This is a genomic window from Bradyrhizobium sp. 76 (genome assembly GCF_023073025.1).
GTDB lineage: Bacteria > Pseudomonadota > Alphaproteobacteria > Rhizobiales > Xanthobacteraceae > Bradyrhizobium.
Genome location: NZ_JADPIS010000035.1, coordinates 1 through 22,326, shown reverse-complemented (window position 1 = coordinate 22,326; position 22,326 = coordinate 1). Strand labels below are relative to the sequence as shown.

Annotated in this window: 29 protein-coding genes and 2 pseudogenes; 14 read left to right on the top strand and 17 right to left on the bottom strand. The window is 63.8% G+C overall.

The genetic code is table 11. From position 1 onward, the window contains the following. The first annotated feature begins 47 nt into the window (after positions 1–47). Positions 48–392, top strand: coding sequence for a DUF1491 family protein (locus tag IVB48_RS07995; protein WP_027569068.1), 345 nt, complete (start codon positions 48–50; stop codon positions 390–392). Here IVB48_RS07995 and IVB48_RS07990 read toward each other — a convergent pair. Continuing rightward, entirely contained in the window at positions 389–1,375 is a 987-nt protein-coding gene (locus IVB48_RS07990; RefSeq protein ID WP_247399196.1) for a DUF2336 domain-containing protein, read from the bottom strand. The two genes, IVB48_RS07995 and IVB48_RS07990, sit on opposite strands and share 4 nt — an antisense overlap. A 253-nt stretch (positions 1,376–1,628) precedes the next feature. Between IVB48_RS07990 and IVB48_RS07985 the strand changes: the two genes are divergently transcribed. Both IVB48_RS07985 and IVB48_RS07980 read left to right on the top strand, forming a co-directional pair. Continuing rightward, positions 1,629–1,817: a hypothetical protein gene (locus IVB48_RS07985; protein WP_027516916.1), complete on the top strand. Its 189-nt coding sequence runs from the start codon at positions 1,629–1,631 to the stop codon at positions 1,815–1,817. A gap of 15 nt (positions 1,818–1,832) precedes the next feature. Next, on the top strand, positions 1,833–2,594 hold the full coding sequence (locus tag IVB48_RS07980) for a hypothetical protein (RefSeq protein ID WP_085395547.1): 762 nt from the start codon (positions 1,833–1,835) through the stop codon (positions 2,592–2,594). 5 nt (positions 2,595–2,599) lie between these two features. Here IVB48_RS07980 and IVB48_RS41150 read toward each other — a convergent pair whose 3' ends face one another. From IVB48_RS41150 to IVB48_RS07940, 9 genes and pseudogenes are all read right to left on the bottom strand, one after another. Next, entirely contained in the window at positions 2,600–2,731 is a 132-nt protein-coding gene (locus IVB48_RS41150; RefSeq protein WP_256379048.1) for a hypothetical protein, read from the bottom strand. 59 nt (positions 2,732–2,790) lie between these two features. Continuing rightward, positions 2,791–2,988 (bottom strand): hypothetical protein, encoded by a 198-nt coding sequence (locus IVB48_RS07975; RefSeq protein ID WP_247399194.1) that lies wholly within the window; start codon positions 2,986–2,988, stop codon positions 2,791–2,793. Between the two features lie 205 nt (positions 2,989–3,193). After that, the gene (locus tag IVB48_RS07970; protein WP_247399192.1) at positions 3,194–3,361 is read right to left on the bottom strand and encodes a hypothetical protein; all 168 of its coding nucleotides are present in this window, start codon (positions 3,359–3,361) and stop codon (positions 3,194–3,196) included. Between the two features lie 60 nt (positions 3,362–3,421). Next, positions 3,422–3,607, bottom strand: coding sequence for a hypothetical protein (locus IVB48_RS07965; RefSeq protein ID WP_027569072.1), 186 nt, complete (start codon positions 3,605–3,607; stop codon positions 3,422–3,424). A 189-nt stretch (positions 3,608–3,796) separates the two neighbouring features. After that, on the bottom strand, positions 3,797–4,951 hold the full coding sequence (locus IVB48_RS07960; RefSeq protein WP_027569073.1) for a helix-turn-helix transcriptional regulator: 1,155 nt from the start codon (positions 4,949–4,951) through the stop codon (positions 3,797–3,799). Between the two features lie 183 nt (positions 4,952–5,134). Further along, positions 5,135–5,408: pseudogene (locus IVB48_RS07955) on the bottom strand (LysR family transcriptional regulator); the annotation flags it as partial. A 95-nt stretch (positions 5,409–5,503) separates the two neighbouring features. Continuing rightward, on the bottom strand, positions 5,504–6,097 hold the full coding sequence (locus IVB48_RS07950) for an amino acid synthesis family protein (RefSeq protein ID WP_247288779.1): 594 nt from the start codon (positions 6,095–6,097) through the stop codon (positions 5,504–5,506). Positions 6,098–6,106: 9 nt separating this feature from the next. Then, positions 6,107–6,970: a fumarylacetoacetate hydrolase family protein gene (locus IVB48_RS07945; RefSeq protein WP_247399190.1), complete on the bottom strand. Its 864-nt coding sequence runs from the start codon at positions 6,968–6,970 to the stop codon at positions 6,107–6,109. Positions 6,971–7,064: 94 nt separating this feature from the next. Beyond that, complete coding sequence (locus IVB48_RS07940; protein ID WP_027569077.1) at positions 7,065–7,766, bottom strand: FCD domain-containing protein; 702 nt, start codon at positions 7,764–7,766, stop codon at positions 7,065–7,067. A 106-nt stretch (positions 7,767–7,872) separates the two neighbouring features. Between IVB48_RS07940 and IVB48_RS07935 the strand changes: the two genes are divergently transcribed. The 3 genes from IVB48_RS07935 to IVB48_RS07925 all read left to right on the top strand — a co-directional run bounded on the left by IVB48_RS07935 (position 7,873) and on the right by IVB48_RS07925 (position 10,838). Further along, positions 7,873–8,865, top strand: coding sequence for a zinc-dependent alcohol dehydrogenase family protein (locus tag IVB48_RS07935; protein ID WP_247399188.1), 993 nt, complete (start codon positions 7,873–7,875; stop codon positions 8,863–8,865). A 15-nt stretch (positions 8,866–8,880) separates the two neighbouring features. Next, complete coding sequence (locus tag IVB48_RS07930) at positions 8,881–9,786, top strand: VOC family protein (protein WP_027569079.1); 906 nt, start codon at positions 8,881–8,883, stop codon at positions 9,784–9,786. A gap of 74 nt (positions 9,787–9,860) precedes the next feature. Beyond that, a complete protein-coding gene (locus IVB48_RS07925; protein ID WP_247399186.1) occupies positions 9,861–10,838 on the top strand; it encodes a tripartite tricarboxylate transporter substrate binding protein in 978 nt (325 codons plus the stop codon). A gap of 27 nt (positions 10,839–10,865) precedes the next feature. On the opposite strand, the gene arsC is transcribed toward IVB48_RS07925, so the two are convergent. The 3 genes and pseudogenes from arsC to IVB48_RS07910 all read right to left on the bottom strand — a co-directional run bounded on the left by arsC (position 10,866) and on the right by IVB48_RS07910 (position 12,322). Next, entirely contained in the window at positions 10,866–11,267 is a 402-nt protein-coding gene (gene arsC, locus IVB48_RS07920) for an arsenate reductase (glutaredoxin) (protein ID WP_247399184.1), read from the bottom strand. Beyond that, positions 11,264–11,967: pseudogene (locus IVB48_RS07915) on the bottom strand (MIP/aquaporin family protein). The gene arsC and the pseudogene IVB48_RS07915 overlap by 4 nt, the downstream one beginning before the upstream one ends. Further along, positions 11,960–12,322: a metalloregulator ArsR/SmtB family transcription factor gene (locus tag IVB48_RS07910; RefSeq protein WP_247288796.1), complete on the bottom strand. Its 363-nt coding sequence runs from the start codon at positions 12,320–12,322 to the stop codon at positions 11,960–11,962. The pseudogene IVB48_RS07915 and the gene IVB48_RS07910 overlap by 8 nt, the downstream one beginning before the upstream one ends. A gap of 133 nt (positions 12,323–12,455) precedes the next feature. Between IVB48_RS07910 and IVB48_RS07905 the strand changes: the two genes are divergently transcribed. The 3 genes from IVB48_RS07905 to IVB48_RS07895 all read left to right on the top strand — a co-directional run bounded on the left by IVB48_RS07905 (position 12,456) and on the right by IVB48_RS07895 (position 15,490). Next, positions 12,456–12,773, top strand: coding sequence for a helix-turn-helix domain-containing protein (locus IVB48_RS07905; RefSeq protein ID WP_247399994.1), 318 nt, complete (start codon positions 12,456–12,458; stop codon positions 12,771–12,773). Between the two features lie 52 nt (positions 12,774–12,825). Further along, complete coding sequence (locus IVB48_RS07900; protein WP_247399182.1) at positions 12,826–14,193, top strand: NAD(P)-binding domain-containing protein; 1,368 nt, start codon at positions 12,826–12,828, stop codon at positions 14,191–14,193. A gap of 115 nt (positions 14,194–14,308) precedes the next feature. Next, positions 14,309–15,490: an MFS transporter gene (locus tag IVB48_RS07895; RefSeq protein WP_247399993.1), complete on the top strand. Its 1,182-nt coding sequence runs from the start codon at positions 14,309–14,311 to the stop codon at positions 15,488–15,490. 12 nt (positions 15,491–15,502) lie between these two features. Here IVB48_RS07895 and fetB read toward each other — a convergent pair whose 3' ends face one another. The 3 genes from fetB to IVB48_RS07880 are packed head-to-tail and all read right to left on the bottom strand — an operon-like array spanning position 15,503 to position 17,934. Beyond that, complete coding sequence (gene fetB, locus IVB48_RS07890; protein WP_247399179.1) at positions 15,503–16,303, bottom strand: iron export ABC transporter permease subunit FetB; 801 nt, start codon at positions 16,301–16,303, stop codon at positions 15,503–15,505. Further along, entirely contained in the window at positions 16,300–16,896 is a 597-nt protein-coding gene (locus IVB48_RS07885; protein ID WP_247399176.1) for an ABC transporter ATP-binding protein, read from the bottom strand. The genes fetB and IVB48_RS07885 overlap by 4 nt, the downstream gene beginning before the upstream one ends. A 3-nt stretch (positions 16,897–16,899) precedes the next feature. After that, positions 16,900–17,934 carry a Cj0069 family protein gene (locus IVB48_RS07880; RefSeq protein WP_247399174.1) on the bottom strand — a complete coding sequence of 345 codons (1,035 nt, stop codon included), beginning with the start codon at positions 17,932–17,934 and terminating at the stop codon, positions 16,900–16,902. A 493-nt stretch (positions 17,935–18,427) separates the two neighbouring features. On the opposite strand from IVB48_RS07880, the gene IVB48_RS07875 reads away from it, so the two are divergent. From IVB48_RS07875 to IVB48_RS07860, 4 genes are read left to right on the top strand one after another with little or no spacing between them, the layout of a single operon-like run. Further along, a complete protein-coding gene (locus tag IVB48_RS07875; protein ID WP_247399171.1) occupies positions 18,428–18,661 on the top strand; it encodes a hypothetical protein in 234 nt (77 codons plus the stop codon). A 17-nt stretch (positions 18,662–18,678) separates the two neighbouring features. Next, the gene (locus IVB48_RS07870) at positions 18,679–19,587 is read left to right on the top strand and encodes a DUF1259 domain-containing protein (RefSeq protein ID WP_247399169.1); all 909 of its coding nucleotides are present in this window, start codon (positions 18,679–18,681) and stop codon (positions 19,585–19,587) included. A 3-nt stretch (positions 19,588–19,590) separates the two neighbouring features. Further along, complete coding sequence (locus IVB48_RS07865; RefSeq protein WP_247399167.1) at positions 19,591–20,274, top strand: family 16 glycoside hydrolase; 684 nt, start codon at positions 19,591–19,593, stop codon at positions 20,272–20,274. 29 nt (positions 20,275–20,303) lie between these two features. Beyond that, complete coding sequence (locus tag IVB48_RS07860; protein WP_027569093.1) at positions 20,304–20,804, top strand: heme-binding protein; 501 nt, start codon at positions 20,304–20,306, stop codon at positions 20,802–20,804. A gap of 109 nt (positions 20,805–20,913) precedes the next feature. Here the strand turns inward: IVB48_RS07860 and IVB48_RS07855 are convergent, their stop codons facing one another. Next, on the bottom strand, positions 20,914–21,174 hold the full coding sequence (locus tag IVB48_RS07855) for a DUF1127 domain-containing protein (RefSeq protein ID WP_081747940.1): 261 nt from the start codon (positions 21,172–21,174) through the stop codon (positions 20,914–20,916). Positions 21,175–21,419: 245 nt separating this feature from the next. Between IVB48_RS07855 and IVB48_RS07850 the strand changes: the two genes are divergently transcribed. Further along, on the top strand, positions 21,420–22,250 hold the full coding sequence (locus IVB48_RS07850) for a hypothetical protein (RefSeq protein ID WP_247399165.1): 831 nt from the start codon (positions 21,420–21,422) through the stop codon (positions 22,248–22,250). The last annotated feature ends 76 nt before the right edge of the window (positions 22,251–22,326 follow it).

Here is a 22,326-nt window from a genome sequence, read left to right as displayed (position 1 = left end):
TGTGCGAAGGCTGGTGCTGATTGCAGCGCTGTCCTATCGTGGCCTCCATGCGTTTGAAATCAAACATCTGGGTCTCAGCCTATCTGCGCCGGTGCCAGACCGAGGGCGTGTACGGCGCGGTGCGTCGTCGCGGCGCCGAGGAGGCGGGTGCGGTGTTCGTGAAGGTCTCGCTGCTCGACGGCAATGCGATGCTCTACGTGCCGGCGCCGCAGACCTCTTATGACGACGGTCGACCGGTCGATCGCTTCTTCGTGCCGCTTGCGCCGCAGCCGATGCCGGAGTCCGCGGTGGAGGAGCGTCTGACCAAGGAGATCCGCTTCGACTCCGACATCTGGATCGTCGAGACCGAAGACCGCGCCGGGCGGCATTTCCTCGAGCTGGCGAAGACCTAACGATCCGATCCGTCAGTCCCTGTCCGCACCGCAGGCGCGGAGCCGGGCTGCACGCCCGGACGCGTCTGGCTTGCGCCCGCACGTGCGCGCTGGCGCTCGCTGTCGTGCAGCGACGGTTGGTACTTGGCACGAGTGACGGCAAGCGTCGAGCCGCGCCATGCGGCCAGCATCACCAGCGCCGCGCGGTCGCTGAGGCGATCGTAAAGCCGCGACAGCCGGTACACGTCGGTCACGGAGTTGCCGATCTCCGGCTTGAAGAACAGCAGGATGCGCTGGAACTCCGGGCTTGGCATGTCGAGTGCGCGCGCGGCGACCGCGAGCGCTTCGCCGCTTGCATCGTCGACGATCTGGGCTGCGACGCGCGAGGGCAGGATCAGGCTGTCGCCGAGCTCGAAGATGAAATTCTCGACATCGCCCGCGATCGCCGCCATCTCGAGGATCTGGATCGCGCGCTTGGCGCGGACGGTCGGAATCCGCGGCGCGGCCTTCAGCGGCGTCTGCGCCAGATTGTGCAGGATCAGCGCGCGCTCGGCGGCGCCGGCGCGGAAGAACATGTCGTGGATATCGGCCGCGTCCTTTGGCTGCATCGCCATGTTCGAGGCCATGCGCAGCTCGGCGTCGCTAGGCGTGCGAACCGGCAAGGGGACAGGAGCGGTGGCAGGGGCGGGCGCCGGGATTTCGCGCGCGAGCGCAACCCTGCGGCCCTCCTGCGCGGCCGACAGTCCGAGCTTCTGCATGACCGGCGCGGGCGTCGACGGATAGATCGCAAGCCGCGCCTTGACGGCGGCGCGCGTCGCGTCGTCGACCTGGTCGATCAGTCGTGTGGCGAGCTCGACGAACTGGCGCTGCTCGTCGTCGCTATGGGTGCTCGACTGGACATAGAGGTCGGTCAGCACGCGCAGCAGCGTCGGACGAACATCGACGCCTTCGCGACGGGAGAGGGTCATCAGCCCGTCGAATCCTGGAAACAACGACTTGGTCATGGAGAGATACGCGACCTGGAAGAGATACTCGCCGCCAGCCTATCGCGGGCTCCTTTAAAGGCTCGTTAAGGAAAACGAGGCGTGAAGCCGAACCGGCAATTTGAAGCGTTCTCGTGCCGCAACGGGACGACGGGTCCCGCCCGTGCGGTTACGGTCCCGCCGGCACGTTTACACCCCGTTAACCATGAACTGATCTTAATGAATGCATGTTGCAGAGGCGCGCCGGGTCGCGTGGCAATTGAAGAGAGCTGATATGGGGACCATCATCGAATTTCCGGCCGGTCGCCGGGTGAGCGCGTCGGGGGACGTGGCTCCGCGCGCGGACATGGGCACGATTTTGATCCTTCCCGTGATCCGCATCGAGCGCGAGAGCGACGAAACCAGCGGGGATCACGGGCCGGAGCAGGGCACAGCGCCGGGGCGCCGTCGTCGTCGCCGTTAGCCTTCGGTCTTTGCAATGCCGGAGAACCTCCGCCAGATCCGGCCGGTCGTAACGGCCATCATGCTCGCAGTGCTGGGCGCGACGCTTGCCGCCTGTAGTGGTGGCGATTTCGGCCGGACCCGCGCCGACATGCGCAGCGACGACATGCATCGCTGGCTGGGCGCGGAAGTCACCTCCAGCGTCGGCCTCAAGCCATCCCAATTCCAGCTCACCGACGAAGAGCGCCAGCTTCGCGACCTCGCTTATCCGCTGATCGAGCCGCCGCTGTCGCGGCCCGCCTGGAAGAGCGTGTTCGGCGACTACAAGGCGCTGCCCTCGCCCTGGCGGCAAAAGATCGTGTTCGACCGCACCATGTATGGTCGCACACTGATCGACGAGCCGCACCGTTCGCATTCTTCGCGCTACACGCAGCTGATGGAGGACGTGCGCAACGACATCACCCGCTTCGAGCCGTTCTTCGCCTCCGCGATCCGCGTCATCGACCTCGACAAGAAGCGCAATGCCAGCATGGCGCGTGTCTCCTCCCTCTCGCCGAAGGAGAAGGAGGACGCGGTCGAGCGCATGCAGGAGAATTCGCTGATCATCCAGTGGGTGCAGCAGTGCCTCGAGCAGCGCGTCTCGTCCTATCGCTGGGGGCTGGAGCGGCTGGTGATCCAGGCGCCCGACGGCATGGCCGCCGATGCCGACCGCCTGATCGGCGAACTCGCCGCCCAGACCGCCAACCCGCCGGTCGCGGCCCAGCCGCCCTACGGCCGCGCGGTAGTCTCGAAGGGCTAACCCAGTTAGTCGCACAAGGGCGATATGGTCGGCTGCACTGGAGCCGCGGCCTCGCTCGCCGACGCGCGTCCCCAGATCATCACGGCGACGATGTGAACGACGAGGAATGCGGCTGCGACCGCCAGGAGCCAACGCATTTCACTGCGCTGCGGAGACCGCACCGTCAATCCTGCCTCAGCTGTCCTGTTCGCAACGATCATTCTCGTTCTCCGGCATCATGTTTGAGTTCGTTGGTGAGCAAGTGCTCGTAATGGCGCAGGACGCGACCTGCCTGATGCCGTCGCGAGGCGTGCAGCGCCGACATGATGAAGGCGAAGATGCCTCGCGATTCCGGTTCGACGTGGCGGTTGGAAGCCTGAGAGGCCGCTCCGGACCAAACTGACATGATGCTCATGGTCGAATCCGATCGGTCAGAAGAACCCGGCGTTGAGATCGAACCCGTGGGTCAGCGACAGCAGCCATACGAACAGGACGGCTCCGCAGCACATAGTGAGCTGCTTGAGAACATGTGCCCGCAACGAAGACGCGGGGAATGCGCGAGCAAAAGCGCTCACAATGGCGGCGGTTGCGAGGGCTCGCATGATGATCCGGACCGTGGGCTAATGGCCGGGCCTGACCGGCCGTTGCGCTTCGCGCGTGAACTCGTCGTACCGTTCCCGGCGCCGGCGGGCTTCCTCGATTTCCCAGAACGCCCAAACGAAACACGCGCCCAGGCAGGCTGAAATCAGCATGAGCAAAAACGCTTGATCGCTCGCGGTTTGAGTCATGAAATGTCCAATGCAAATAAAAACCAAATCGAAGCAAAGGGTGCGCCAACGCGGCCTCACTCAAGGAATGTTGATTGCCGGCAGTGGGCCGGTGGCAAGAATTGAGACGTCGCTGGCTTGCTTCTGCTCGAACATGGCCAGCAACATCAGCGCGATCAGAAAGACGTAAGACGCGAGACGCCATCGCTTTGGTTCGGGCCGATGGTCGTCCGTATCGAGGCAGCGCCCGCCAGTTGCCGTCCGCATCGTTGATCTCCTGATGTCGTGACGATGAGAAAATCAGTCATCCCGCATCGCCGCATCATCGGAACCAATGAAACGCAACCGTCGTCGGCGAATTTTTCTTGTCTGGAAATTTCGCCCGGCATGCGTAGCGCGGCGCAAGCCGGCGACGCAGGCAAATGACGACGATTTAGGCGTATGTCAGATGACGAATTAGCCGACGGCGCCTTGTGCGGGCAGAAGCGGCGGCGTGGCGCTTTGCAGCAGGCGAAGCAGATCCGTTTGCCTCGTCGTGTTCGTCTTGGCAAAGATGCGCTGCAGGTGAGAGCGCACCGTTGACTCGCCGATGCCGAGCATGTCGGCCGCCTCTTTCGCGCCGAGACCTTGCGCGAGCGTCATCAGCACGCGAAGCTCGCCGCCCGTGAGCTTGTAGAGCCTCGCAAAAGCCTCGCCCGGCATCATCGGCACCTCGGCGGGGTCCTTCATGAAGACGGCTACCGATGCGGCAAACGGGGCGAGGATTCCGCTGCGCTGACCGCGATCGACAGGAAGCAGGGTGGCGATGTAGCCGGCGCCGTCGATATCGGGGATCGCGAGCGAGTGTCCGCTCAAATCCGCATCGTCGCGGGACGCTTCGTCGATGGCCTTGGACAGCGCGTCGCGGGCGGCGGCATCGGTCGGAAAGATCCGGTTGCCGAGAACACGAACGGCGTTGCCGGTCTTGATCTGCCGCTCGGCAGTCTCGTTCATGTAGACGACCCGGCCGTCGCGCGCCGTCAGGAAGACACCGACGGCAAGCATGTCGAATGTCCGCTCCAGCATCTCCGACCGCAGCGTCCTGAGGTCGAGTGCGTCGGAGATGGTGAGGGCGCGGCAGACATGAGGGGACAGCATCTTGAACAGGTTGATGTCCAGCTGCTGATAGCGATGCGTCTTCGCCGTCCGAGAGGCATGCATGGAGGCCATGCGCCCGCCGGTCCGCAGAGCTGGAAACCAGATGATGTCCTGCAATCCGTGAGGCTGGAGAATGTCCCGGTAGAACCGGCTTTCGAGCAGCTCATCGAGATCGTTCATCGAGAGCGCGCTGACATGACCGATGTCGGCGACGATATCCGCGGCCGCCATCGGGGTCTTCGCGTAGTTCTCGCCGAGCTTTTCCAGAAACGTCTGCTCGTAGCCGAACACGAACAGCTGGTCGTTCTGGACGTGCTTCATGTCGTGAACGCAGATGCCGCCCGCCGTGCTCTCGCAGAGATCGGCGATCTTCCGGCAGGTGGCCGCCCAAAGCTGCGGATTGAGGGCGCAGTCGTAGATGGCGCCGATGGTGTCGGATAACGCTTGGGCGGAAACCCCCTCCAAACCGATCATGACGCCTCTTTCATTCTTCTTTGATTAGTTTTTAGGCAAACAACCGGCGTAATATACATAGCACATCATTTGATGGATTTACGAGCGCTACTTTGCGCTGCAATAAGGATGCGCTAGCGCGGACGAGGCGATCTCTTCGCGTTCGCCACGGCCGCTCGGCCCCGTGGAGACTTGGCGCGCTGCTTTTGACACTGCGACGTCCGGATTGCCGCGCGCCGCGCCTTCCGGGACAATGGCGATGCCCACCCCGGCAGCGACCAGCGCCATGGCCCAGTCTTCCGATTGCCGCTTTGCTCGCAATGGCAGCGGTCGATCAAGGGGACGCGGGCGAGATCGGCGGTGCGAAGCTTCTCCTTCAGCGCCAGCGGATGCGACGGCGGCGGCGCTGCGACATAACGCTCGCTCACATCGCGACGAAATGCTCGTCAGCGCGCAACATGGTCTTCGAGATGATCTGAACCACGGCGATCGCGTGAGCGTCGTCAACAGCCACGATCCCGCCGATTATGAGCGCTGCAGGTGCGACGCACATTGAGTGCGCTGCTCGGGCCGTCAGCGCTGTCCGTCGTGCGCGGAGATCGCGGATGCCGCGAGGCCTCCGATGCGCGCGTGAGGCCGGCCGCCGGTCGCCATCACGAGCCCGAATGCGATCTCGTCGCGCCGTGGTGAATCCCACAGCGTCATCTCCGCGGTGCCGAAATGGCTGCGGACATAGGCGGCGTGGATGTGCCCGAGCGGAACCATGAGCCGCGTGCCCGGACCGCCGATGGTCTTCGCCGCCGGAACGATCGCCTTGGGCTGACCGAGCACCTCGCGCATGCCCTGGCCGCCGGCCTCGTGCCAGACCGCGCCGTGCTCGAGCTCGCCGTCCTCGCCGACGATGATGCCCTTGCCATAGGCTTCGATCTGCGCGGCACCGCCGAGCTGCGCGATCAGCCGCGTTGCAAGCTCTCGCCCGAGCTCGCGCAAGGATGCCTGAAACGGCATCAGATCAGGTTCGAAGCGGCCCGCGAAGGGATTGCGGATCACCGCAATGGCCGTTCCGACCAGCAGCGGCTTCTCCAGCCGGGGACCGCGCTCGTGCCAGATGGTCTCGACGCTAAGGGCGGTCTTGCGGATGTCATGGGACACGTCTTGAGACGACATGCGCAGGCGCTATGCTTCGTCGACGACGGGATTGCGCAGCACGCCGATGTTCTCGATCTCGACCTCGACCACATCGCCGGGCTTGAGGAAAACAGGCGGCTTGCGGGTGAAGCCGACGCCAGCCGGCGTGCCGGTGGCGATGACGTCGCCGGGGACGAGGTCGAAGATGGTCGAGCTGTACTCGATCAGCCGCGGGATCGAGAAGATCAGCATCGAGGTGTCGGAGGATTGTACCACCGCGCCGTTGACGCGCGTCTCGAGCTTCAATTTGGTGGGATCGCCGATCTCATCCGGCGTCACCAGCCATGGTCCGAACGGGCCGGTGCCGACGAAGTTCTTGCCGGAGGCGATCTGCTGGGCGTGACGCTGCCAGTCGCGCACGCTGACGTCGTTGTAGATCGAGTAGCCCGCCACGTGATCCCAGGCGTTGGCCTGGCTGATGTGACGGCCGCCCTTGCCGATGACGACAGCCAGCTCGCCCTCCCAGTCGAAATTGTCCGAGACCTTCGGCCGGATCACCGGCGCGTTGTGCGCGACCTGGGAGCGCCAGACCCGGAGGAAGATCGGCGGAAACTCCGTGATCTCGCGCTTCATCCCGAACGCCACGGCTTCATTGTGGTGGTCGAGATAATTGCGCACGGCGCAGACGATCTTCTCCGGACGCGGGATCACCGGCAGATATTTGACGTCGCTCAGCGCCATCGTGGGCTTGTGTCCGGCGACGATGGCCTCGCGCCGCGCATAGTCGTCGCTGCCGAGGAAGTCCGCGAGAACAGGGTACTGGGGCAGGGCGCGGCTGAGATCCACGACGCCATTTTCGACAACGGCGCCCCAGCTTTCCCGATTTACGTCCAAGAACGACAGCAGCTTCATGGTTACGCCCCAAAGGTTGGCATTTTCGATCTTGTCTATTATTTTCGAAAATCTTGCGAGGCGCAAGCCCACGGCGGTAAAAAGCCGTTGCCGCCTATTCGATATCGAGCAGATGCGCGGCGTAGGTCGCGACGTTGTCGGCGGTCGTGCGGATATGCGTCTCGATCAGCTGCACCGCGAGATCCGGATTGCGCGAGATGGCGGCCTGCATGATCGCCTGGTGCTCGCCGGCCTTGTCGCGCGGCCGCGGCCGGAAATTGGCCGACAGATGCCGATAGCGCTCGGCGCGATCGAACAGGTCGGCGCGAATGGCAAGAAGGGTAGCGGAGCCGCAGGCGGACACCAGTGCCTGGTGGAATTGGCGGTGGGCGATCTTCCATTCGGGATCGCGCAGCGGATGTTCGGGATCGCGCTGCTCGATTCGCTTCAATCTATGCAGCGTCGAGATGACGGCGATTTCCCAATCGTCGTCGCCCCGCTCGATCGCCCGGCGGATCAATTCCACCTCGATCAGCACCCGGGCATCGGTGACTTCCACCAGGTCCTGGCGGCTGACCGGCGCCACCCGAAATCCGCGCTGCTCCTGCGCGTCGACCAGGCCTTCGGCGGTAAGCGCCGTCAGCGCCTCGCGCAGCGTCGTGAAACTTACGCCGAATCGTTCGCGCAGGACGTCGAATCGCAGCGGCTCGCCCGGCGCCAGGCCGCAGGCAATGATCTCCTCGCGCAGCCGATGGGTGATGTCGGCGGCAACGGTCTTGCCGAATTCCTTGCGGGGGCGAATGGCGCTTTCGGACATGGTTTCTGTCATTGAATCGATGGCTCAACATGCCGCGGTAACGAGCATCTTGCAATAATTTTCGTAAACGATATTATTTTCGAAAATATGGGCGGGAGATGAAATCATGAGGGCGGTGCTGGTGCGTCAGCCGGGTGGGCCGGATGCACTCGAACTGGTGGAGCGTCCGGTGCCTGTGCCCGGACCCGGCCATGTGCAAATCCGGGCCGAAGCGTTCGGGGTGGGCCAGCCCGATGTGCTGATCCGGCGTGGCGTCTACAAATGGATGCCGCCGCTGCCGGCCAATCCCGGCAACGACGTCGCCGGCCGCATTGCCGCGCTCGGGTCCGGCGTAGAAGGGTTTGCGATCGGCCAGAAGGTGCTGCTGAGCGCGCGCGACCTGTCGCAGCGCGGCGGCTGCTACGCCGACTATGTGGTCGCGCCGGCGGACGCCATTCATCTGCTGCCCGACGATGTCGATATGCAAGCGGCCGTGTGCCTGTCGAACTACCAGGTGGCCTACGCGCTGCTGAACGAGTGCCGCCATCCGCGCGCACCGGCCAGCGTGCTGGTGATCGGGGCGGCGGGTGGTGTCGGCACCGCGCTGGTGCAGCTCGCCAAGCTCGCGCAGATGAATGTCATCGGCACGGTTTCCAACGAGGAGAAGGCCGCATTCGCGCGCGGCAACGGCGCCGATCACGTCATCTACTACCGCCGCGAAGACGTGGTGGCGCGGACCCGCGAGCTGACCAATGGCGAGGGCGTCGGCCTCGTGCTCGATCACGTCTGTGGGCCCGAGTTCACCGGCTATCTCGGCGCGCTCGGCAAATGGGGGACGCTGCTGTCGTACAACGCCTTCGCAGGATTGCCGGAAGAAAACCTGATGGCGGCGATGCGCGACCATCTCGACATCTGCCCGGCGATACGCTGCTTCTCCTTCCACATCTACGACCACGATCGCGACGGGCGTCGCGTGCTCATGCGCAACGTGATCGACGCGCTGAGCCGCAATGCGATCAAGCCGGCGATCTCGGCGGTCCTGAAGCTCGACGAGGTCAGGCAGGCCCACACGCTGCTCGAGCAAGGCTCGGCGCTCGGCAAGATCATCATGACGCCATGAGGGGGGGATTGCACGATGACGACACAAGCACCCATTGCACGCTTCACCCGGCTCCGGCACGCGAGCTTTGCCTCGCCCGATCCCGAGCGGTTGCTCGACTATTACCGCGCCGTGATCGGTCTTGGCCTCGTCGGCCGCGACGGCAACCGCATCTTCCTTGCCAACGATTCCGAGCAGCTTTCGCTGGTGATCGAACCCGGCGACGCGGCGCTGACGAGCATCGCCTTCGAGATATCTCCTGATGTCCAGATCGAGGCGCTGGGCGCCGCGCTGAAGCAGGCCGATCTGCGGCCCGAGCTGCATAGCGATCCCCTGCCTGGCGTTTCCAAATCGCTGTCGTTCAGCGACCCCGAAGGCACGCGCTTCGAGTTGATCCAGGGCTGGACGCCGACGCCTGCGCAGGAGCGGATCGGTGCGCTTGCCGTCACCAAGCTCGGCCATGTCGCTCTTCGCACGCCCGATCCGCGCGCGGCCTCGGAGTTCTACGCGAACATGATGGGCCTGCGGGTTTCAGACTGGATCGAGGATCGCTTCGTGTTCATGCGCAGCGGCTTCGAGCATCACACGTTGAACTTCGCCCGCGCGCCCGTCCGTGGCCTGCATCATGTCGCGTTCGAGCTGCGTGGTGCCGCCCACATGCACGAGGCCTGCGATCATCTCGCGCGGCACAAGCTGCCGGTTCTCTGGGGGCCGGTTCGTCATGGCCCCGGGCACAACACCGCGATCTACCACCGCAATCCCGACGGGCATGTGGTCGAGCTGTTCTTCGATCTCGACCGCATGACCGACGAAGAGCTCGGCTACTTCGAGCCGCGTCCCTGGCATCGCGATCGACCGCAGCGGCCAAAAGTCTGGGTCGGTCTGCCGCGCGACGTCTGGGGCATGCCGCCATCGCCTGAATGCACGGAGTTCGCCCGCTAGCGGATTCAAACTCGACTTGAAGAGCGCCGCCTCGTCGCGGCCAACGATAGAACAGTCAAAGGGAGGACGCATCCATGCGAAGGATGAAGCGGCTTGCTGCGGCGATTTTTCTGTTTGGCGGCTTTTTAGCAGCCACTTCGGCGTCGGCGGACAATTATCCATCGCGCCCGATCCGGCTGCTGCATGGATTTGCCGCCGGCGGCGCGGCCGACACGTTGTCGCGCATCATCGCCGACGGGCTCTCGAAGAAGCTCGGCCAGCCGATCATCGTCGAGGCCAAGCCCGGCGCCGGCGGCAACATCGCCGCGGATGCCATCGCGAAGGCGGCGCCCGATGGCTACACGATCGGGCTCGTCACCGGCGCTCACGCGATTTCCGCCGCGACCTACAAGAGCCTCGCCTACCAGCCGGCCGAGAGTTTCGAGATGATCTCGACGCTGGTCTACTACGCGCTCGTCATTGCCGTGCGTAGCGACTACCCGGCGAAATCGCTGGGCGAGCTCGTCGCCATGGCAAAGCAGAAGCCCGGTGCACTGAGCTTCGGATCGGTCGGTTTTGGCAGCACGCACCATCTAGCAGGAGAGCTGTTGAACGCAGCCGCCGGCGTCGAGATCGTGCACGTGCCTTATCGCGGCGATTCTCAATCCGTCACCGCGTTGCTCGGCGGAGAGGTTCCGGTGATCGTCGGCACGCCGGTCTTGCTTGCCTCGCAGATCCAGGGCGGCGCGATCCGCGGCCTGGCGGTGACCTCGCCGACGCGCACCGCATTGTTGCCCGACGTGCCGACGGTTCAGGAAGCCGGTATCAAGGGATATGACGTGCGCACCTGGGCCGGCCTGCTGGCCCCGAAGGGAACGCCGCCCGCCATCATGGCCGCACTCAATGCGGCGACGCTCGACGCTCTCAGGGATCCCGACCTCAAGCAACGTCTGGAGACCGCCGTCGGCGGCGAGGTTCGCGGTAGCTCGCCGGAGGAGATGAAGGCCCTGATCGAGACCGAGATCAGCAAATGGACCGGCGTGGTGGAGCGGGCGAAGATCCCGAAGATCTGATCCCAATAGGACAGGGATCTCGTAAGCCTATCGCGCTTCGACCACCTCGCCATCCTCCTTCACGAACCGGCCGACGGGATGGTCCAGGAGATCGAGCACGGCTTCCGAGGGACGGCACAGGCGTGTGCCCTTGGGGGTCACCACGATCGGACGGTTGATCAAGATGGGGTGCGCGAGCATCTGGTCGATCAGCTCGTCGTCGGACCATTTCGGGTCGTCGAGGTCGAGCTCCTTGTAGGGCGTGCCTTTCTCGCGCAGCAGCGCGCGAACCGAGATGCCGAGGGCCTTGACGAGTTCGACCAGCTTTTCGCGGGATGGCGGCGTCTTCAGATATTCGATCACGTCCGGCTCGACGCCGCTCTGTCGGATCATCGCCAGTGTGTTGCGCGAGGTGCCGCAGGCGGGGTTGTGATAGATCGTGACGCTCATCGGGTGGTCTCCGCGATTGGGATGGGGCCGGCCGCGCGGGCGTCTGCGAGCAGCCAATTCATCAGCAGCACGCTGGCGAACGCTCCGCAGAGCTCCGCGAGAATGAATCCGGGCAGGTCGGCGGGACGTATGCCCGTGAACGTGTTGGTCAGCGACCTCGCAATGGCCACGGCCGGATTGGCGAACGAGGTCGAGGCCGTGAACCAATAGGCCGCGGTGATGTAGAGACCGACCAGCCACGGGACCGCAGTGCGCTGAAACCGGATGCCGGCCAGGATCGTCGCGACCAGACCGAAAGCGGCGACTGCTTCGGCGAACCATTGCGCTCCTCCGGTTCGCACCTTCGCCGAGAGATCGAGCAGCGGCAGTCCGAACATCAGATGCGCCGCCATCGTTCCCACGATGCCACCGGCGATCTGCGCGACGACGTAAAATGCGGCGTCGTTCCCGGCAACTCCCGCTTGCCGGTGAAGACGAGGGTCACTGCCGGATTGAAGTGTCCGCCGGAGATCGGACCGAGCACGGTGATCAGGACGACCAGAATGGCGCCGGTCGGCAGGGTGTTGCACAGAAGCGCAAGCGCGACGTCTTTGGTCAGCGTCTCCGCCATGATGCCGGAGCCGACCACCGTGGCAACCAGAATGCCCGTGCCGAGCGCCTCAGCCGCGAGACGCCGCGGAAGATCGAATTGATCAGGCACGGCTTCGCTCCTTTCGTCTCGGCTTGCAGCACGCTTGCAGGGTTTCGACGACAGGTTCGCAGACTTCCGGCCGTCCGCCGCAACAATCCCGCAGCAGGAAGACCGCGACGTCGCGAAATTCGCCGAGATTGGCGCGGTAGACGATCGAACGGCTGCGCCGCTCGGAGGTCACCAGCCGCGCGCGCGTCAAGATCGACAGATGCGCCGAGAGGGTGTTTTGAGGGACCTCCAACAGCCGTGCGAGATCGCCGGCAGCGAGACCATCAGGCTCGTGCCTGACCAGTGCGCGGAAGGCCTCCAGCCGGGTCGATTGGGACAGCGCGGCGAGCGCCAGGACGGCTTCTTCTGTTTCCATATATCCAGACTTATGGAACTAATTGGAGCGCGTCAATCCGGAATTCTTGCCCGTTGGGCGGCCGAGCCAGTATTTCGAAGATTCTAGAAATATGGTTTGACAGTTTGAAATCGGCAGGCGCATCATGGCGGCCATGAAGATCGACGACGCAGCAGCACGCTTGGAGGCTCTGGGAAACCGGACCCGGCTTGAGATCTATCGTGCCCTGGTGCGGGCAGGGCACAAGGGCATGGCCGTCGGCCGCCTGCAGGACAAGCTGAAGATTCCGGCCTCGACGCTGTCGCATCACATCAAGACCCTGGTCTCGGTCGGGCTCGTCAGTCAGGTCCGGGAATCGACGAGCCTCGTCTGTCACGCGAATTTCGAGGCGATGCGGGGCCTGGTCGATTTCCTGGCGGCGGAGTGCTGCGCAGACGAAGTCGGATGCAAGACGAAGCAAACCGCGGCGTGAACTTTTTTTGGCTAGCATTTTTCGATGATTCTAGAATTATGGGAAAAGTCGAATGAACGCTAAGACGGTCGCCATCATCGGGGCAGGGCCTGTCGGCCTCGCAGCAGCTGCGCACGTCCTGGAGCGTGGCATGTCACCCATCGTGCTGGAGGCAGGACCCGAAGCGGGGCACGCGGTTCGCCAGTGGCAGCAGGTCCAGCTCTTCTCGCCGTGGGAGTACAATATCGACAAGGCCGCCGCGCGCATGCTCGCGCCGACGGGATGGAATTCGCCGGACCCGGGCTCCTATCCGACCGGCGGCGAGCTGATCGACCGATATTTGACGCCGCTTGCGACGCGAACGCCGTTGCGCGAGGTGATCCGGACATCCAGCCGTGTCACGGCCATCAGCCGCGTCGGCTTCGACAAGGCGAAGACGACGGGACGTGAGCAGGCGCCGTTCGAAATCCGCTACCAGAACGGCAAAGGTCCTGAAGTGCTGCGCGCGGATGCCGTGATCGACACATCAGGCACATGGTTCTCGCCCAATCCCGCCGGAGGCAATGGTCTGCCCGCGATCGGCGAGCGTGAATGCGCCGGTCACATCGCCTATGGCATGCCCGATGTCCGCGGTGCCGGCCGCGCCAGATATGCCGGGAAGACCGTTGCGGTGCTCGGCGCCGGCCACTCCGCGGTGGGCACGCTGATCGATCTGGTGCAGCTCGCAGGCGAGGTGCCGGGGACGCAAGCGATCTGGCTGTTGCGCGGCGCCGATCCCGCCAAGGCCTTTGGCGGCGGCCGGAATGACAAGCTTGCCGCACGCGGAGAGCTCGGCAGCGCGTTCGCTGCGCTTGTTGCCTCCGGAAAGATCAGGGTCGAAACCGAATTCGGCGTCACGCATCTGTCGGACTCCGAAGGCCGCCTCGAGATCGCGGCCGGCTCGGGTTGCGGCGCGCGAAGCGTGATTGTGGACGAGCTGATCGTCTCGACCGGCTTTCGTCCCGACTTTTCGTTCCTGTCCGAATTGCGCCTGCGGCTCGATCCCGCCATCGAGGCGGCGGTCGCGCTGGCGCCGCTCATCGATCCCAACGAGCACAGCTGCGGCACGGTGCGCCCGCACGGCGCGCGCGAGCTCTCGCACGACGAGCCGGGCTTCTACATGGCGGGCATGAAGTCGTATGGCCGCGCGCCGACCTTTCTCATGACGACGGGGTATGAGCAGGTGCGCTCGATTGCGGCCGATCTCGCCGGCGACAAGAAAGCCGCCGCAAGGGTGGAGCTCGTGCTGCCGGAGACCGGCGTCTGCACGCGCGGCGGCGTCGAAGCCGCCGCGGCCGGATCAGGATGTTGCGGCGGGCCGGCGAAGCAGGAACCGACGGCCTGTTGCGCCGACGACGAAGCGGCGAAGAAGGCCGGCGCTTCCGGCTGCGGTTGTTCATGAATTTGGGTCTTGCAGGTGAAGCCGGAGAGTTGCCCATTGTGGTTGGTGCGCCGTGTCGGCGTGGGGGCGGGAGGACAGCATTCGTAACTTGAGCGGGCGGTCTCTGATCGCGGTGATGTGCATCGGCCAGGTCGGCAATCTGCTGCCGCATGTGACGTTGTCTGCGAATCTGGCGCAGCATCTGATGCCGGCGTGGGGGCTGTCGGCGGCCGAAGGCGGCTTGATGGCGAGCGGTTACGCGTTCGGCTACATGCTCGCCGTGCCCGTGCTGACGACGTTGACCGACCGGATCGACGCGCGCCTCGTTCTGCTCTGGGGGTCGATCGTCAGCGGACTGGCGACCGCAGCGTTCGGAATCTTCGCGCAAGGGTTCTGGTCCGCGACCGCGATCTGGTCCCTGGCAGGACTTGGATTTGCCGGCGCCTACATGCCGGGCCTGAAGGCGCTGACGGACCGGCTTCCCCCCGGCGACACCTCGCGCGCCGTCACGCTGTACACGTCGAGCTTCTCGGTCGGCGTCGGCCTCTCGTTCCTGGTCGCGCAAGTGATCGCCGACCGCTGGGGATGGCGGACCGCTTTCCTTGTCACCGGCTTCGGTCCGATCGCAATGGTCGTCGCGTGCCTTCTGATGCAGGCGCAGCGGCCCGCGCCGAAGACGGGACGTCTCTTGAACTTCGCGCCCGTCTTCGCCAACCGCGAGGCGCTCGGATACATCTTCGGCTACGGCGCCCATTGCTTCGAACTCTACGGTATCCGCACCTGGCTGGTCGGGTTCTGGACCTTCGTCGTCGTCCACCAAGGCGCGCCCTCATGGTTGAGCCCCGTCGTGCTGAGCTTCTGCTTCGCGGTGATCTCGATGCCGGCCAGCATCCTCGGCAACGAGGCGGCGCTGAAATTCGGGCGCCATCGCGCGATCACGGTCGTGATGATCGCGTCGGCCTGCGTCGCGCTCATCATCGGCCTTAACGCGACAGCGCCGGCATGGGTGCTCGCGCTGCTGCTGCTTGCCTATGGCCTGACCGTGCCGGCGGATTCGGGCGCATTGACCGCCGGCATGTCGGCCGCGGCTGTGTCCGAACATCGCGGCGCGACCTTGGCCCTGCATTCGACCGTCGGATTCGGCCTGTCAGCGGTCGGCGCCTGGGGCACCGGCGCCGCGCTCGACGCAGCCGGTGGCCCGCAGAGCGCGACCGGCTGGCTGCTGGCGTTCAGCGTCCTCGCGGCTGGTATCGCGTTGGGTCCATTCGCGCTGCTGTGGGCGCGGAAGGGCCAGTCTGTTCGGGCGCAGTCGATGTGAGGTCGCGCAATTCTACTCGGCGGTGGAAAATCGATCGAGGCGCAATCGATGCCGATGATCGGTGAGAAGGCGAGCACCTCCCATCACGGCGGCGAGCGTTCCCAATCCCGTGCCGCCGGCGATCAAGAACATGATCAGGAGCTGATACTTGACGGCGTCGATCGGCTCGACGCCTGCAAGGATCTGACCGGTCATCATCCCCGGCAAAGAGACAAGGCCGATCGCAGCCATGCTGTTCATGATTGGCGTGAAGCCGCTTCTCAATGCGTCTCGCAGGACCGGCAGCAACGCCTGATAGCGCGTACCGCCAAGAGCAAGGCAAGCTTCGACGGCGGCCCGTTCGCGCACCAGGCTATTCGTCAGCACGTCCAAGCCCAGGCTTATCCCGGTCATGGTGTTGCCCAGGATCATGCCCAACAATGGCAGCGCATAGCGCGGATGATACCAGGGATCCGGGCGTAGCTCCGTCAGAAGCGCGAACATCGTGACGGTACCGGCCGCGAGCAGCATGCATCCCGCTCCTAAGCCATAGCTCCAGATACCCGGTAGACGTCGCTTCTGCCGAGCGACGATTTCCCGTGATGCGAACAGAACCATGATGACGGCGGCGAGGGCGGTCCAGAGCGGCGAGACCGCGGCAAACAGGAACGTCAATACGTATCCGACGAGCACCAGCTGAACCACCATCCGCACGGTGGCGATGGCCAGCTGCTTTTCAAGCTTGAGGCGGAGAGCGAGCGAGAGAGCGCCGTCCATGACGACAAGGAGCGCGGGCAGAACCAAGTCGCCGTATGCCAGGTGAATGTAACTCACGGCCGATTGTCCTCAATTCCGCCCTCGGCATTCATCACAAGGACCCTCGACCCGACGCGGCGGGCCTGGGTGTTGTCGTGAGTGCTCCAGACGACACTCGTTCCATTCGAAATGCGTTCGGCGATCAAGGATTCCACGGCCGCTGTCGATGCCGAATCGAGGGCCGAAGTCGGCTCGTCTAGGAGAAGAACCCGCGATCGCAGCATCAGCGCCCGCACCAGCCCCAGCCGTTGTCGTTCGCCGGTCGAAAGTCTTTGGATCGGCCAGGGACCGCAACTACACGGCAACCCCAATCTCGTGACCAGCGGTAAGGCATCATCCCAGCCACCGAAGTGATCTTGCACGATGTCTGTCCACCAGCCCGGCTCGGCAGCGAGGTAGGTCACTCGCTTGCGCCAGGCCGGGGCGGGCATCGCCTCCCTGAGCGTTCCGTCCAGTTTGACCATTCCTTCGTTGGGATCGAGATCCGCGATCGCGCGAAGGAGTTGGGTCTTCCCTACGCCCGAGGGCCCTTGCAGGGCGACGCATTCGCCGTCCTGCAAGTCGAATGAAACGGAGATGTGCAAGCGCTTGAGCGCGCGGACCGTCAGCATGTCTCAAAGCTTGCGCCGGAGCCGATCGGCAACTCGCCTAGCGATCTCCGCCGGCGCCTCGTCCGGATAAGGATGCACCGAGCTGACGTTGATCTCACCGAGGACATAGCTGTCGGTCCCGTCGGGAAGGACCGAGCCAAGCATGAAGTCGGCGTCCCAAATCGCAGGCAGGTCGAGCCGCGGAATATCGAGCAACGACGTCAGCTGCGGCGTCCACTCGTCTTCCATCAAGCGACGCAACCGCTGGAAGCGCGGGTCTGCGTTGGACGAATAGAGCCGTGGTCCGGCCTCGGCGCGTGCGGCTGGCGAATCAACCAGGGCTTTGACCTTGTGATGGCCGAAGCCGGCACAGCGATCGCCTGCCATGTAGCAACGTACGACGCCCTCGCCCAGGCGAGGCTGGAATGGTTGGTCGATCACGCTACCGTTCTCGAAATACTCGGCGCAGCGACGGAGAAAATCATCCAGCGTCAGTTCCTCGGGCGCGTCCCTGGTCGCGTCCAGCACCTTTATCATGGAGGAGGTCGGCAGACTCTCGACCTTCCAGACGCCTTGGCCGCCGTTGCCCCGGTTGCGCTTGATCACGCGCGGACCGGTGACGAGCCGTGTCGGCAACTCGGCGCGCATGGCCTCGGCAGTTTGATATAAGGCCGTGTCGCATCCCCAGCCCATCGCGCGGGTACGATACAGAACCTCCTTGGTGCCCATCTTGAGGATGACATCGGGATGGGCACTTACCCACACACCCTGCGCCGCGACGTCCCGCAGCAATGGGTCGAGACCAATGCGACTTCGACCGTCCTGAATGGGGTTAACCCAGACCAGCACGCCGTCCACCCCGAGCAATTGTTCACGGACGCCCTCGGCGAAGCCTTCATCATAGATCGCCGGCTGGGCTTCAATGCCGACGGCGGCGAGCGCTTCGAAAAGCTGCGCGAAGCGGCTGTTTTGCGCCGTCGCATCCCGCCGCGCGGCAGCGTCTCCGCGTGAGAGGATGGCGACGGTATGTTGGTGAGAAGGGTGTCGTTCGGTGTCCATGCGCAAGCTCCACAAATGGCGTGCTGCGCAGAGCTTGGACCGAGGCCTCACGGGGAGTCTGCTTTGTCCCCACGCAAAGGACAGTAGCGGGGCCGTCCGCCAGTTTCAAGACGTGGCTGGCGGGGTTCCGCGGAGCGGTGAACTCTTTGTGACGTTCGCCGGCGGCGTCGGTGCGCCGCCCAAAGCCTGGGCCCGTTGACAGCTGCCGCCCTCGGGTTTTTACTTGGGGCTCGGGGATGTGCGATCTCCCCGTGAGGCGACATGCCCAAGCATCGCGTCCTGATCACCAAGGGCGCAGCATGTCATCATACATCCCCGATTCATCCGTCAGACCGGCTCGACTTTTCGGCACGGCGTCCGCGCCGGTCGCGTCGCTGTGCACATTAATGCCCCCGGCCTCTTGCGCCTTGTGGGCATCGCGTAGGGGAAGATCGCGAAACGGACTTCACCTGGGGCAAGAAAATTTGGGGCAGGACAAACCAGGAGAATGATCATGCGAACACGACCAATCTTCCGCACGATCCTGTTGCTTGCGATCACGGGCGGGCTGTCGAGCGCGCACGCTCTGACGCAGGAGGAGCTCGTCGCCAGGATCCAGGCGGCCGGTTACGCGCAAGTCAGCGATATCAAGTCGACGGCCGAAGGCATCACCGCCAAGGCGGTGAAGAACGGCAAGGCGGTGACGCTGGTCGTCGACAGCAGCGGCCAGGTCAAAGAGCGAAACTAAGCCTAGGGAGTAGCGCGATGAAAAGAATCATTTGGGCCGTGGTCGGCATTGGTGTCTGTCTTCTTGCATTTCGCTTCGGCCCCTTCATCCCGGCATATGCTCAGGATGCCGACTGGCAGAAGGTGGACGAGACCCTGCGTCGCAAGCCCGCCGTCTCGGACGACGTCCGCCGTTACGGCTTTCCCCGCAGCGATCTCTCCGTGACGTTGGACGGGGTTGCGATCAAGCCGGCGCTGGCGCTGGGCGGCTGGATCGCGTTCAAGCCTGCGCATGGCGGCGCCATGGTCATGGGCGATCTCGTGCTGCTCGAGACCGAGATCAATCCTGTCATGGCGAAGATGATCGCGAGCGGGCTCGAGATCACCGCCGTGCACAATCATCTGCTGCGTGCGAGCCCGGCCACGTTCTACATGCACGTCGCCGGCCATGGCGATCCCGTCAAATTGGCCTCGGCGATCCATGATGCGCTGGCCGAAAGCAAGACCCCGCTGACGGTCACGGCGCCGGCGAACCCGCCGCCCGCCATCGACCTCGACACCGCGAAGCTCGATCAGATCATTGGCGTCAAGGGGCAGGCGAACGGCGGCGTCTACCAGTTCAACGTGAAGCGGCGCGACCCCATCACGGAAGACGGCATGTTGTTGACGCCCGTCGGCGCGATGGGCGTCGCGATCGCCATCAATTTCCAGCCGACGGGCGCGGGTAGGGCGGCCATCACCGGCGACTTCGTGCTGACCAGCGACGAGGTAAACCCGGTCATCGTGGCGCTGCGGACGCACGGCATCGAGGTGACCGCGCTGCACAGCCACATGCTGGACGAACAGCCGCGGCTCTTCTTCATGCACTTCTGGGCCAACGACGATGCCGTCAAACTTGCAGAGGGTCTCCGTGCGGCGCTCGACAAGACGGCGAGCACGAAGGGCTGACGCATGGACAAGTACGTGGACAAGCACCTGGACAAGCTCGTGGGCATGCTTGCGCTGGCATCCATGCTGGCTTTGTTAGTGGGAGGGAACGCCATGGCCGAGACCTTGAATTTCGACAACGCTGCTGCCGGAACCTCGCCCGACGGGTGGACTTTGACGATGACCGGCAAGGGACAGCCGAAATGGACCGTCGAGGCCGAGTCGACAGCGCCAAGCAAGCCGAACGTCCTCAAGCAATCCGGACGGGCGACGTTTCCCCTCGCCATCAAGCGCGATACGTCCATCCGTGACGGCTTCGTCGAAGTGAAATTCAAAGCCGTCGCCGGCTCCGAGGATCGCGCGGCGGGAGTTATCTGGCGTGCGAAGGATGCCGACAATTACTACGTGGTCCGCGCGAATGCGCTGGAGGACAATGTCGTGCTGTACAAGACGGCCAATGGCGTCCGAACATCACTTGAGATCGTGGGTCGCAGAGGCGGCTATGGCGTCAGCGCGCCGGTGCCGTCCGGACAATGGCACCTGCTGCGCTGCGACTTCGCAGGAAGTCGGTTCAAGGTGAGCTATGACGGAAAGCAATTGTTCGAGGTGGAAGACGCCACCATTCCGGACGCCGGCATGATCGGCCTTTGGACCAAGGCAGATAGCGTAACCCTGTTCGATGATCTGACATATGGTGGGATCAAATAGGCGTTTGGTCACCTTTGCCGGAGATTGCCATGAACGTTCGATGCCTGTCGGTCGCGACGGCCCTGCTGATTGCGTCCATCTGCCCGGTACGGGCGGAGGAAGGTCTGGTCGCCTACAAATCCCTCGGTCCGGAACTGGCGCTCGATCTTGCGCGCGCTGCGTTGGCGAACTGCCGCACCCGTGGATACCAGGTTGCAGTTGCCGTCGTCGATCGCTTCGGCGTCACGCAAGTGATGTTGCGCGACCGCTTTGCAGGTCCTCACACTGTCCCAACCGCAGCAGGCAAGGCGTGGACAGCTGCCTCGTTCAAGACCAGCACGACCGAGCTGAATGCGATCAGCCAGCCGGGCATGATGCAGGCGGGCATTCGCAACCTTCCCGGAACGGTCGTCATCGCCGGAGGACTGATCGTCGAAGCCGGCGGCTCCCTGGTCGGAGCGGTCGGCGTGTCCGGTGCGCCGGGCGGTGACGCGGACGAAGCCTGCGCGAAAGCCGGAATTGACGCCATACGAGACAAGCTGGACTTCTGAGGCGTAAAGATCGTGGTGGAAAAATCTTCAGACCTTTGCGAGCTTGGCGGCCGTCCGATCCGCAGAGACAAGCAGACGCGCCGCCTTCGCACGCGCAGGTGTCGGGCGCTCACCGACAGGAATCGACAATATCCGATTTGTCACGCCAACCTGAGAAATAAGACCGTCGAGCTTCCCCAACGATTGTTCTCGATAAGCCGATGTCCGCGAGAAGCCGGTCGTCCAGTTCGAGAAGCTCGTCGTACTGGCGGCGCCGTGTGATGCCGTCCAGCAGCGCGAGCGTGAGTTTCCAGAACCATCCAGGGTTTGGAGAAGGAACGAAGGCTGCGTTGGATGTGCAGATTGAGCCAGTGGTGCTGTCGCAAGACATGTTTCACCTCCATAATGGAGCGAAACAACGCTTGGCTCGAAAGCTGGTCGGGCGGTTGTGTTTGACCCGATGGCGCTTGCTATCATGCTCGTCCTTGCCGCGCAAGCGACCCTGCCGACTTCGGCAAGTGACCCTTAGCGGCCGCTCCAGCTGCTTGGCTTTTGCGCGGCAACTTTTCAAGTACTTGCAGCGTTTCGTTGGCTGGCCGTCCGGGGCCAGCGACACGGGTATGCAGGAGTACGTTAATGAGGTTTCAGAGCGCAAACGACATTCAGAGCGCCAATGACATTCTCAGCAAAGTACCTGCCGTCACGCTCGGCTTCTGGGTCATCAAAATCCTTGCCACCACTCTGGGAGAGACTGGTGGCGACGCGGTAACGATGAGCTGGCTTCACGCAGATCAGAATGCCCAGAACGGCGGATATCTGATCGGAACTGCAATCTTTCTGGCGATTTTCATTGCCGCAGTGATTGCTCAGATTTCAACGACGAAGTTCAATCCTTGGGTCTACTGGCTCGCCATTGTTGCTTCCACCACCGTTGGCACCGCGCTCGCCGATTTCTTTGATCGCTCATTGGGGATTGGCTATGTGGGAGGCTCATCCATCTTGCTGGCAAGCGTGCTTTGCTCCCTTGGTGCGTGGTACGTGACTTTGGGCTCAGTGAATGTGGACACGGTAACATCCCTAAGGACCGAACTATTCTATTGGATCACGATTACGTTTTCGCAAACCTTGGGTACTGCTCTCGGGGACTGGATCGCTGACGACACCGGACTGGGATACGATGGAGGCGCTCTACTGTTTGGTGCGGGACTTGTGGTGCTTGCGGCGCTGTATTACTGGAGCAAGATATCGCGGGTGTTTCTGTTCTGGGCAGCCTTCATTCTCACGCGTCCTCTGGGGGCCACTGTTGGAGATTTTCTGGACAAGCCAGTCAGCCATGGCGGGCTCGCCCTAAGTCGTCCTTTAGCTTCCGTAGTCATTCTCGCTGCAATTGTCTTGCTCGTAGCTATCCTTCCGCAGCGGCCTGGACGGCATTCGGTCAATTGGGCTTCGCAGCCAAGGACCGAGTAGCACCCAGCTTTATACGGGAGGTCGCCTGTTTGCCTCAGAGTGGAAGTCTTCGCGATCAGCCCCCGCCTGCCCGCTG

What these genes read in the sequence shown, in the direction of transcription:
- IVB48_RS07995 (WP_027569068.1), top strand. Translation starts at nt 48, where the DNA reads ATGCGTTTGAAATCAAACATCTGGGTCTCAGCCTATCTGCGCCGGTGC.
- IVB48_RS07990 (WP_247399196.1), bottom strand. Translation starts at nt 1,375, where the DNA reads ATGACCAAGTCGTTGTTTCCAGGATTCGACGGGCTGATGACCCTCTCC.
- IVB48_RS07985 (WP_027516916.1), top strand. Translation starts at nt 1,629, where the DNA reads ATGGGGACCATCATCGAATTTCCGGCCGGTCGCCGGGTGAGCGCGTCG.
- IVB48_RS07980 (WP_085395547.1), top strand. Translation starts at nt 1,833, where the DNA reads ATGCCGGAGAACCTCCGCCAGATCCGGCCGGTCGTAACGGCCATCATG.
- IVB48_RS41150 (WP_256379048.1), bottom strand. Translation starts at nt 2,731, where the DNA reads ATGCGTTGGCTCCTGGCGGTCGCAGCCGCATTCCTCGTCGTTCACATC.
- IVB48_RS07975 (WP_247399194.1), bottom strand. Translation starts at nt 2,988, where the DNA reads ATGAGCATCATGTCAGTTTGGTCCGGAGCGGCCTCTCAGGCTTCCAAC.
- IVB48_RS07970 (WP_247399192.1), bottom strand. Translation starts at nt 3,361, where the DNA reads ATGACTCAAACCGCGAGCGATCAAGCGTTTTTGCTCATGCTGATTTCA.
- IVB48_RS07965 (WP_027569072.1), bottom strand. Translation starts at nt 3,607, where the DNA reads ATGCGGACGGCAACTGGCGGGCGCTGCCTCGATACGGACGACCATCGG.
- IVB48_RS07960 (WP_027569073.1), bottom strand. Translation starts at nt 4,951, where the DNA reads ATGATCGGTTTGGAGGGGGTTTCCGCCCAAGCGTTATCCGACACCATC.
- IVB48_RS07950 (WP_247288779.1), bottom strand. Translation starts at nt 6,097, where the DNA reads ATGTCGTCTCAAGACGTGTCCCATGACATCCGCAAGACCGCCCTTAGC.
- IVB48_RS07945 (WP_247399190.1), bottom strand. Translation starts at nt 6,970, where the DNA reads ATGAAGCTGCTGTCGTTCTTGGACGTAAATCGGGAAAGCTGGGGCGCC.
- IVB48_RS07940 (WP_027569077.1), bottom strand. Translation starts at nt 7,766, where the DNA reads ATGTCCGAAAGCGCCATTCGCCCCCGCAAGGAATTCGGCAAGACCGTT.
- IVB48_RS07935 (WP_247399188.1), top strand. Translation starts at nt 7,873, where the DNA reads ATGAGGGCGGTGCTGGTGCGTCAGCCGGGTGGGCCGGATGCACTCGAA.
- IVB48_RS07930 (WP_027569079.1), top strand. Translation starts at nt 8,881, where the DNA reads ATGACGACACAAGCACCCATTGCACGCTTCACCCGGCTCCGGCACGCG.
- IVB48_RS07925 (WP_247399186.1), top strand. Translation starts at nt 9,861, where the DNA reads ATGCGAAGGATGAAGCGGCTTGCTGCGGCGATTTTTCTGTTTGGCGGC.
- arsC (WP_247399184.1), bottom strand. Translation starts at nt 11,267, where the DNA reads ATGAGCGTCACGATCTATCACAACCCCGCCTGCGGCACCTCGCGCAAC.
- IVB48_RS07910 (WP_247288796.1), bottom strand. Translation starts at nt 12,322, where the DNA reads ATGGAAACAGAAGAAGCCGTCCTGGCGCTCGCCGCGCTGTCCCAATCG.
- IVB48_RS07905 (WP_247399994.1), top strand. Translation starts at nt 12,456, where the DNA reads ATGAAGATCGACGACGCAGCAGCACGCTTGGAGGCTCTGGGAAACCGG.
- IVB48_RS07900 (WP_247399182.1), top strand. Translation starts at nt 12,826, where the DNA reads ATGAACGCTAAGACGGTCGCCATCATCGGGGCAGGGCCTGTCGGCCTC.
- IVB48_RS07895 (WP_247399993.1), top strand. Translation starts at nt 14,309, where the DNA reads ATGTGCATCGGCCAGGTCGGCAATCTGCTGCCGCATGTGACGTTGTCT.
- IVB48_RS07885 (WP_247399176.1), bottom strand. Translation starts at nt 16,896, where the DNA reads ATGCTGACGGTCCGCGCGCTCAAGCGCTTGCACATCTCCGTTTCATTC.
- IVB48_RS07880 (WP_247399174.1), bottom strand. Translation starts at nt 17,934, where the DNA reads ATGGACACCGAACGACACCCTTCTCACCAACATACCGTCGCCATCCTC.
- IVB48_RS07875 (WP_247399171.1), top strand. Translation starts at nt 18,428, where the DNA reads ATGCGAACACGACCAATCTTCCGCACGATCCTGTTGCTTGCGATCACG.
- IVB48_RS07870 (WP_247399169.1), top strand. Translation starts at nt 18,679, where the DNA reads ATGAAAAGAATCATTTGGGCCGTGGTCGGCATTGGTGTCTGTCTTCTT.
- IVB48_RS07865 (WP_247399167.1), top strand. Translation starts at nt 19,591, where the DNA reads ATGGACAAGTACGTGGACAAGCACCTGGACAAGCTCGTGGGCATGCTT.
- IVB48_RS07860 (WP_027569093.1), top strand. Translation starts at nt 20,304, where the DNA reads ATGAACGTTCGATGCCTGTCGGTCGCGACGGCCCTGCTGATTGCGTCC.
- IVB48_RS07855 (WP_081747940.1), bottom strand. Translation starts at nt 21,174, where the DNA reads ATGTCTTGCGACAGCACCACTGGCTCAATCTGCACATCCAACGCAGCC.
- IVB48_RS07850 (WP_247399165.1), top strand. Translation starts at nt 21,420, where the DNA reads ATGAGGTTTCAGAGCGCAAACGACATTCAGAGCGCCAATGACATTCTC.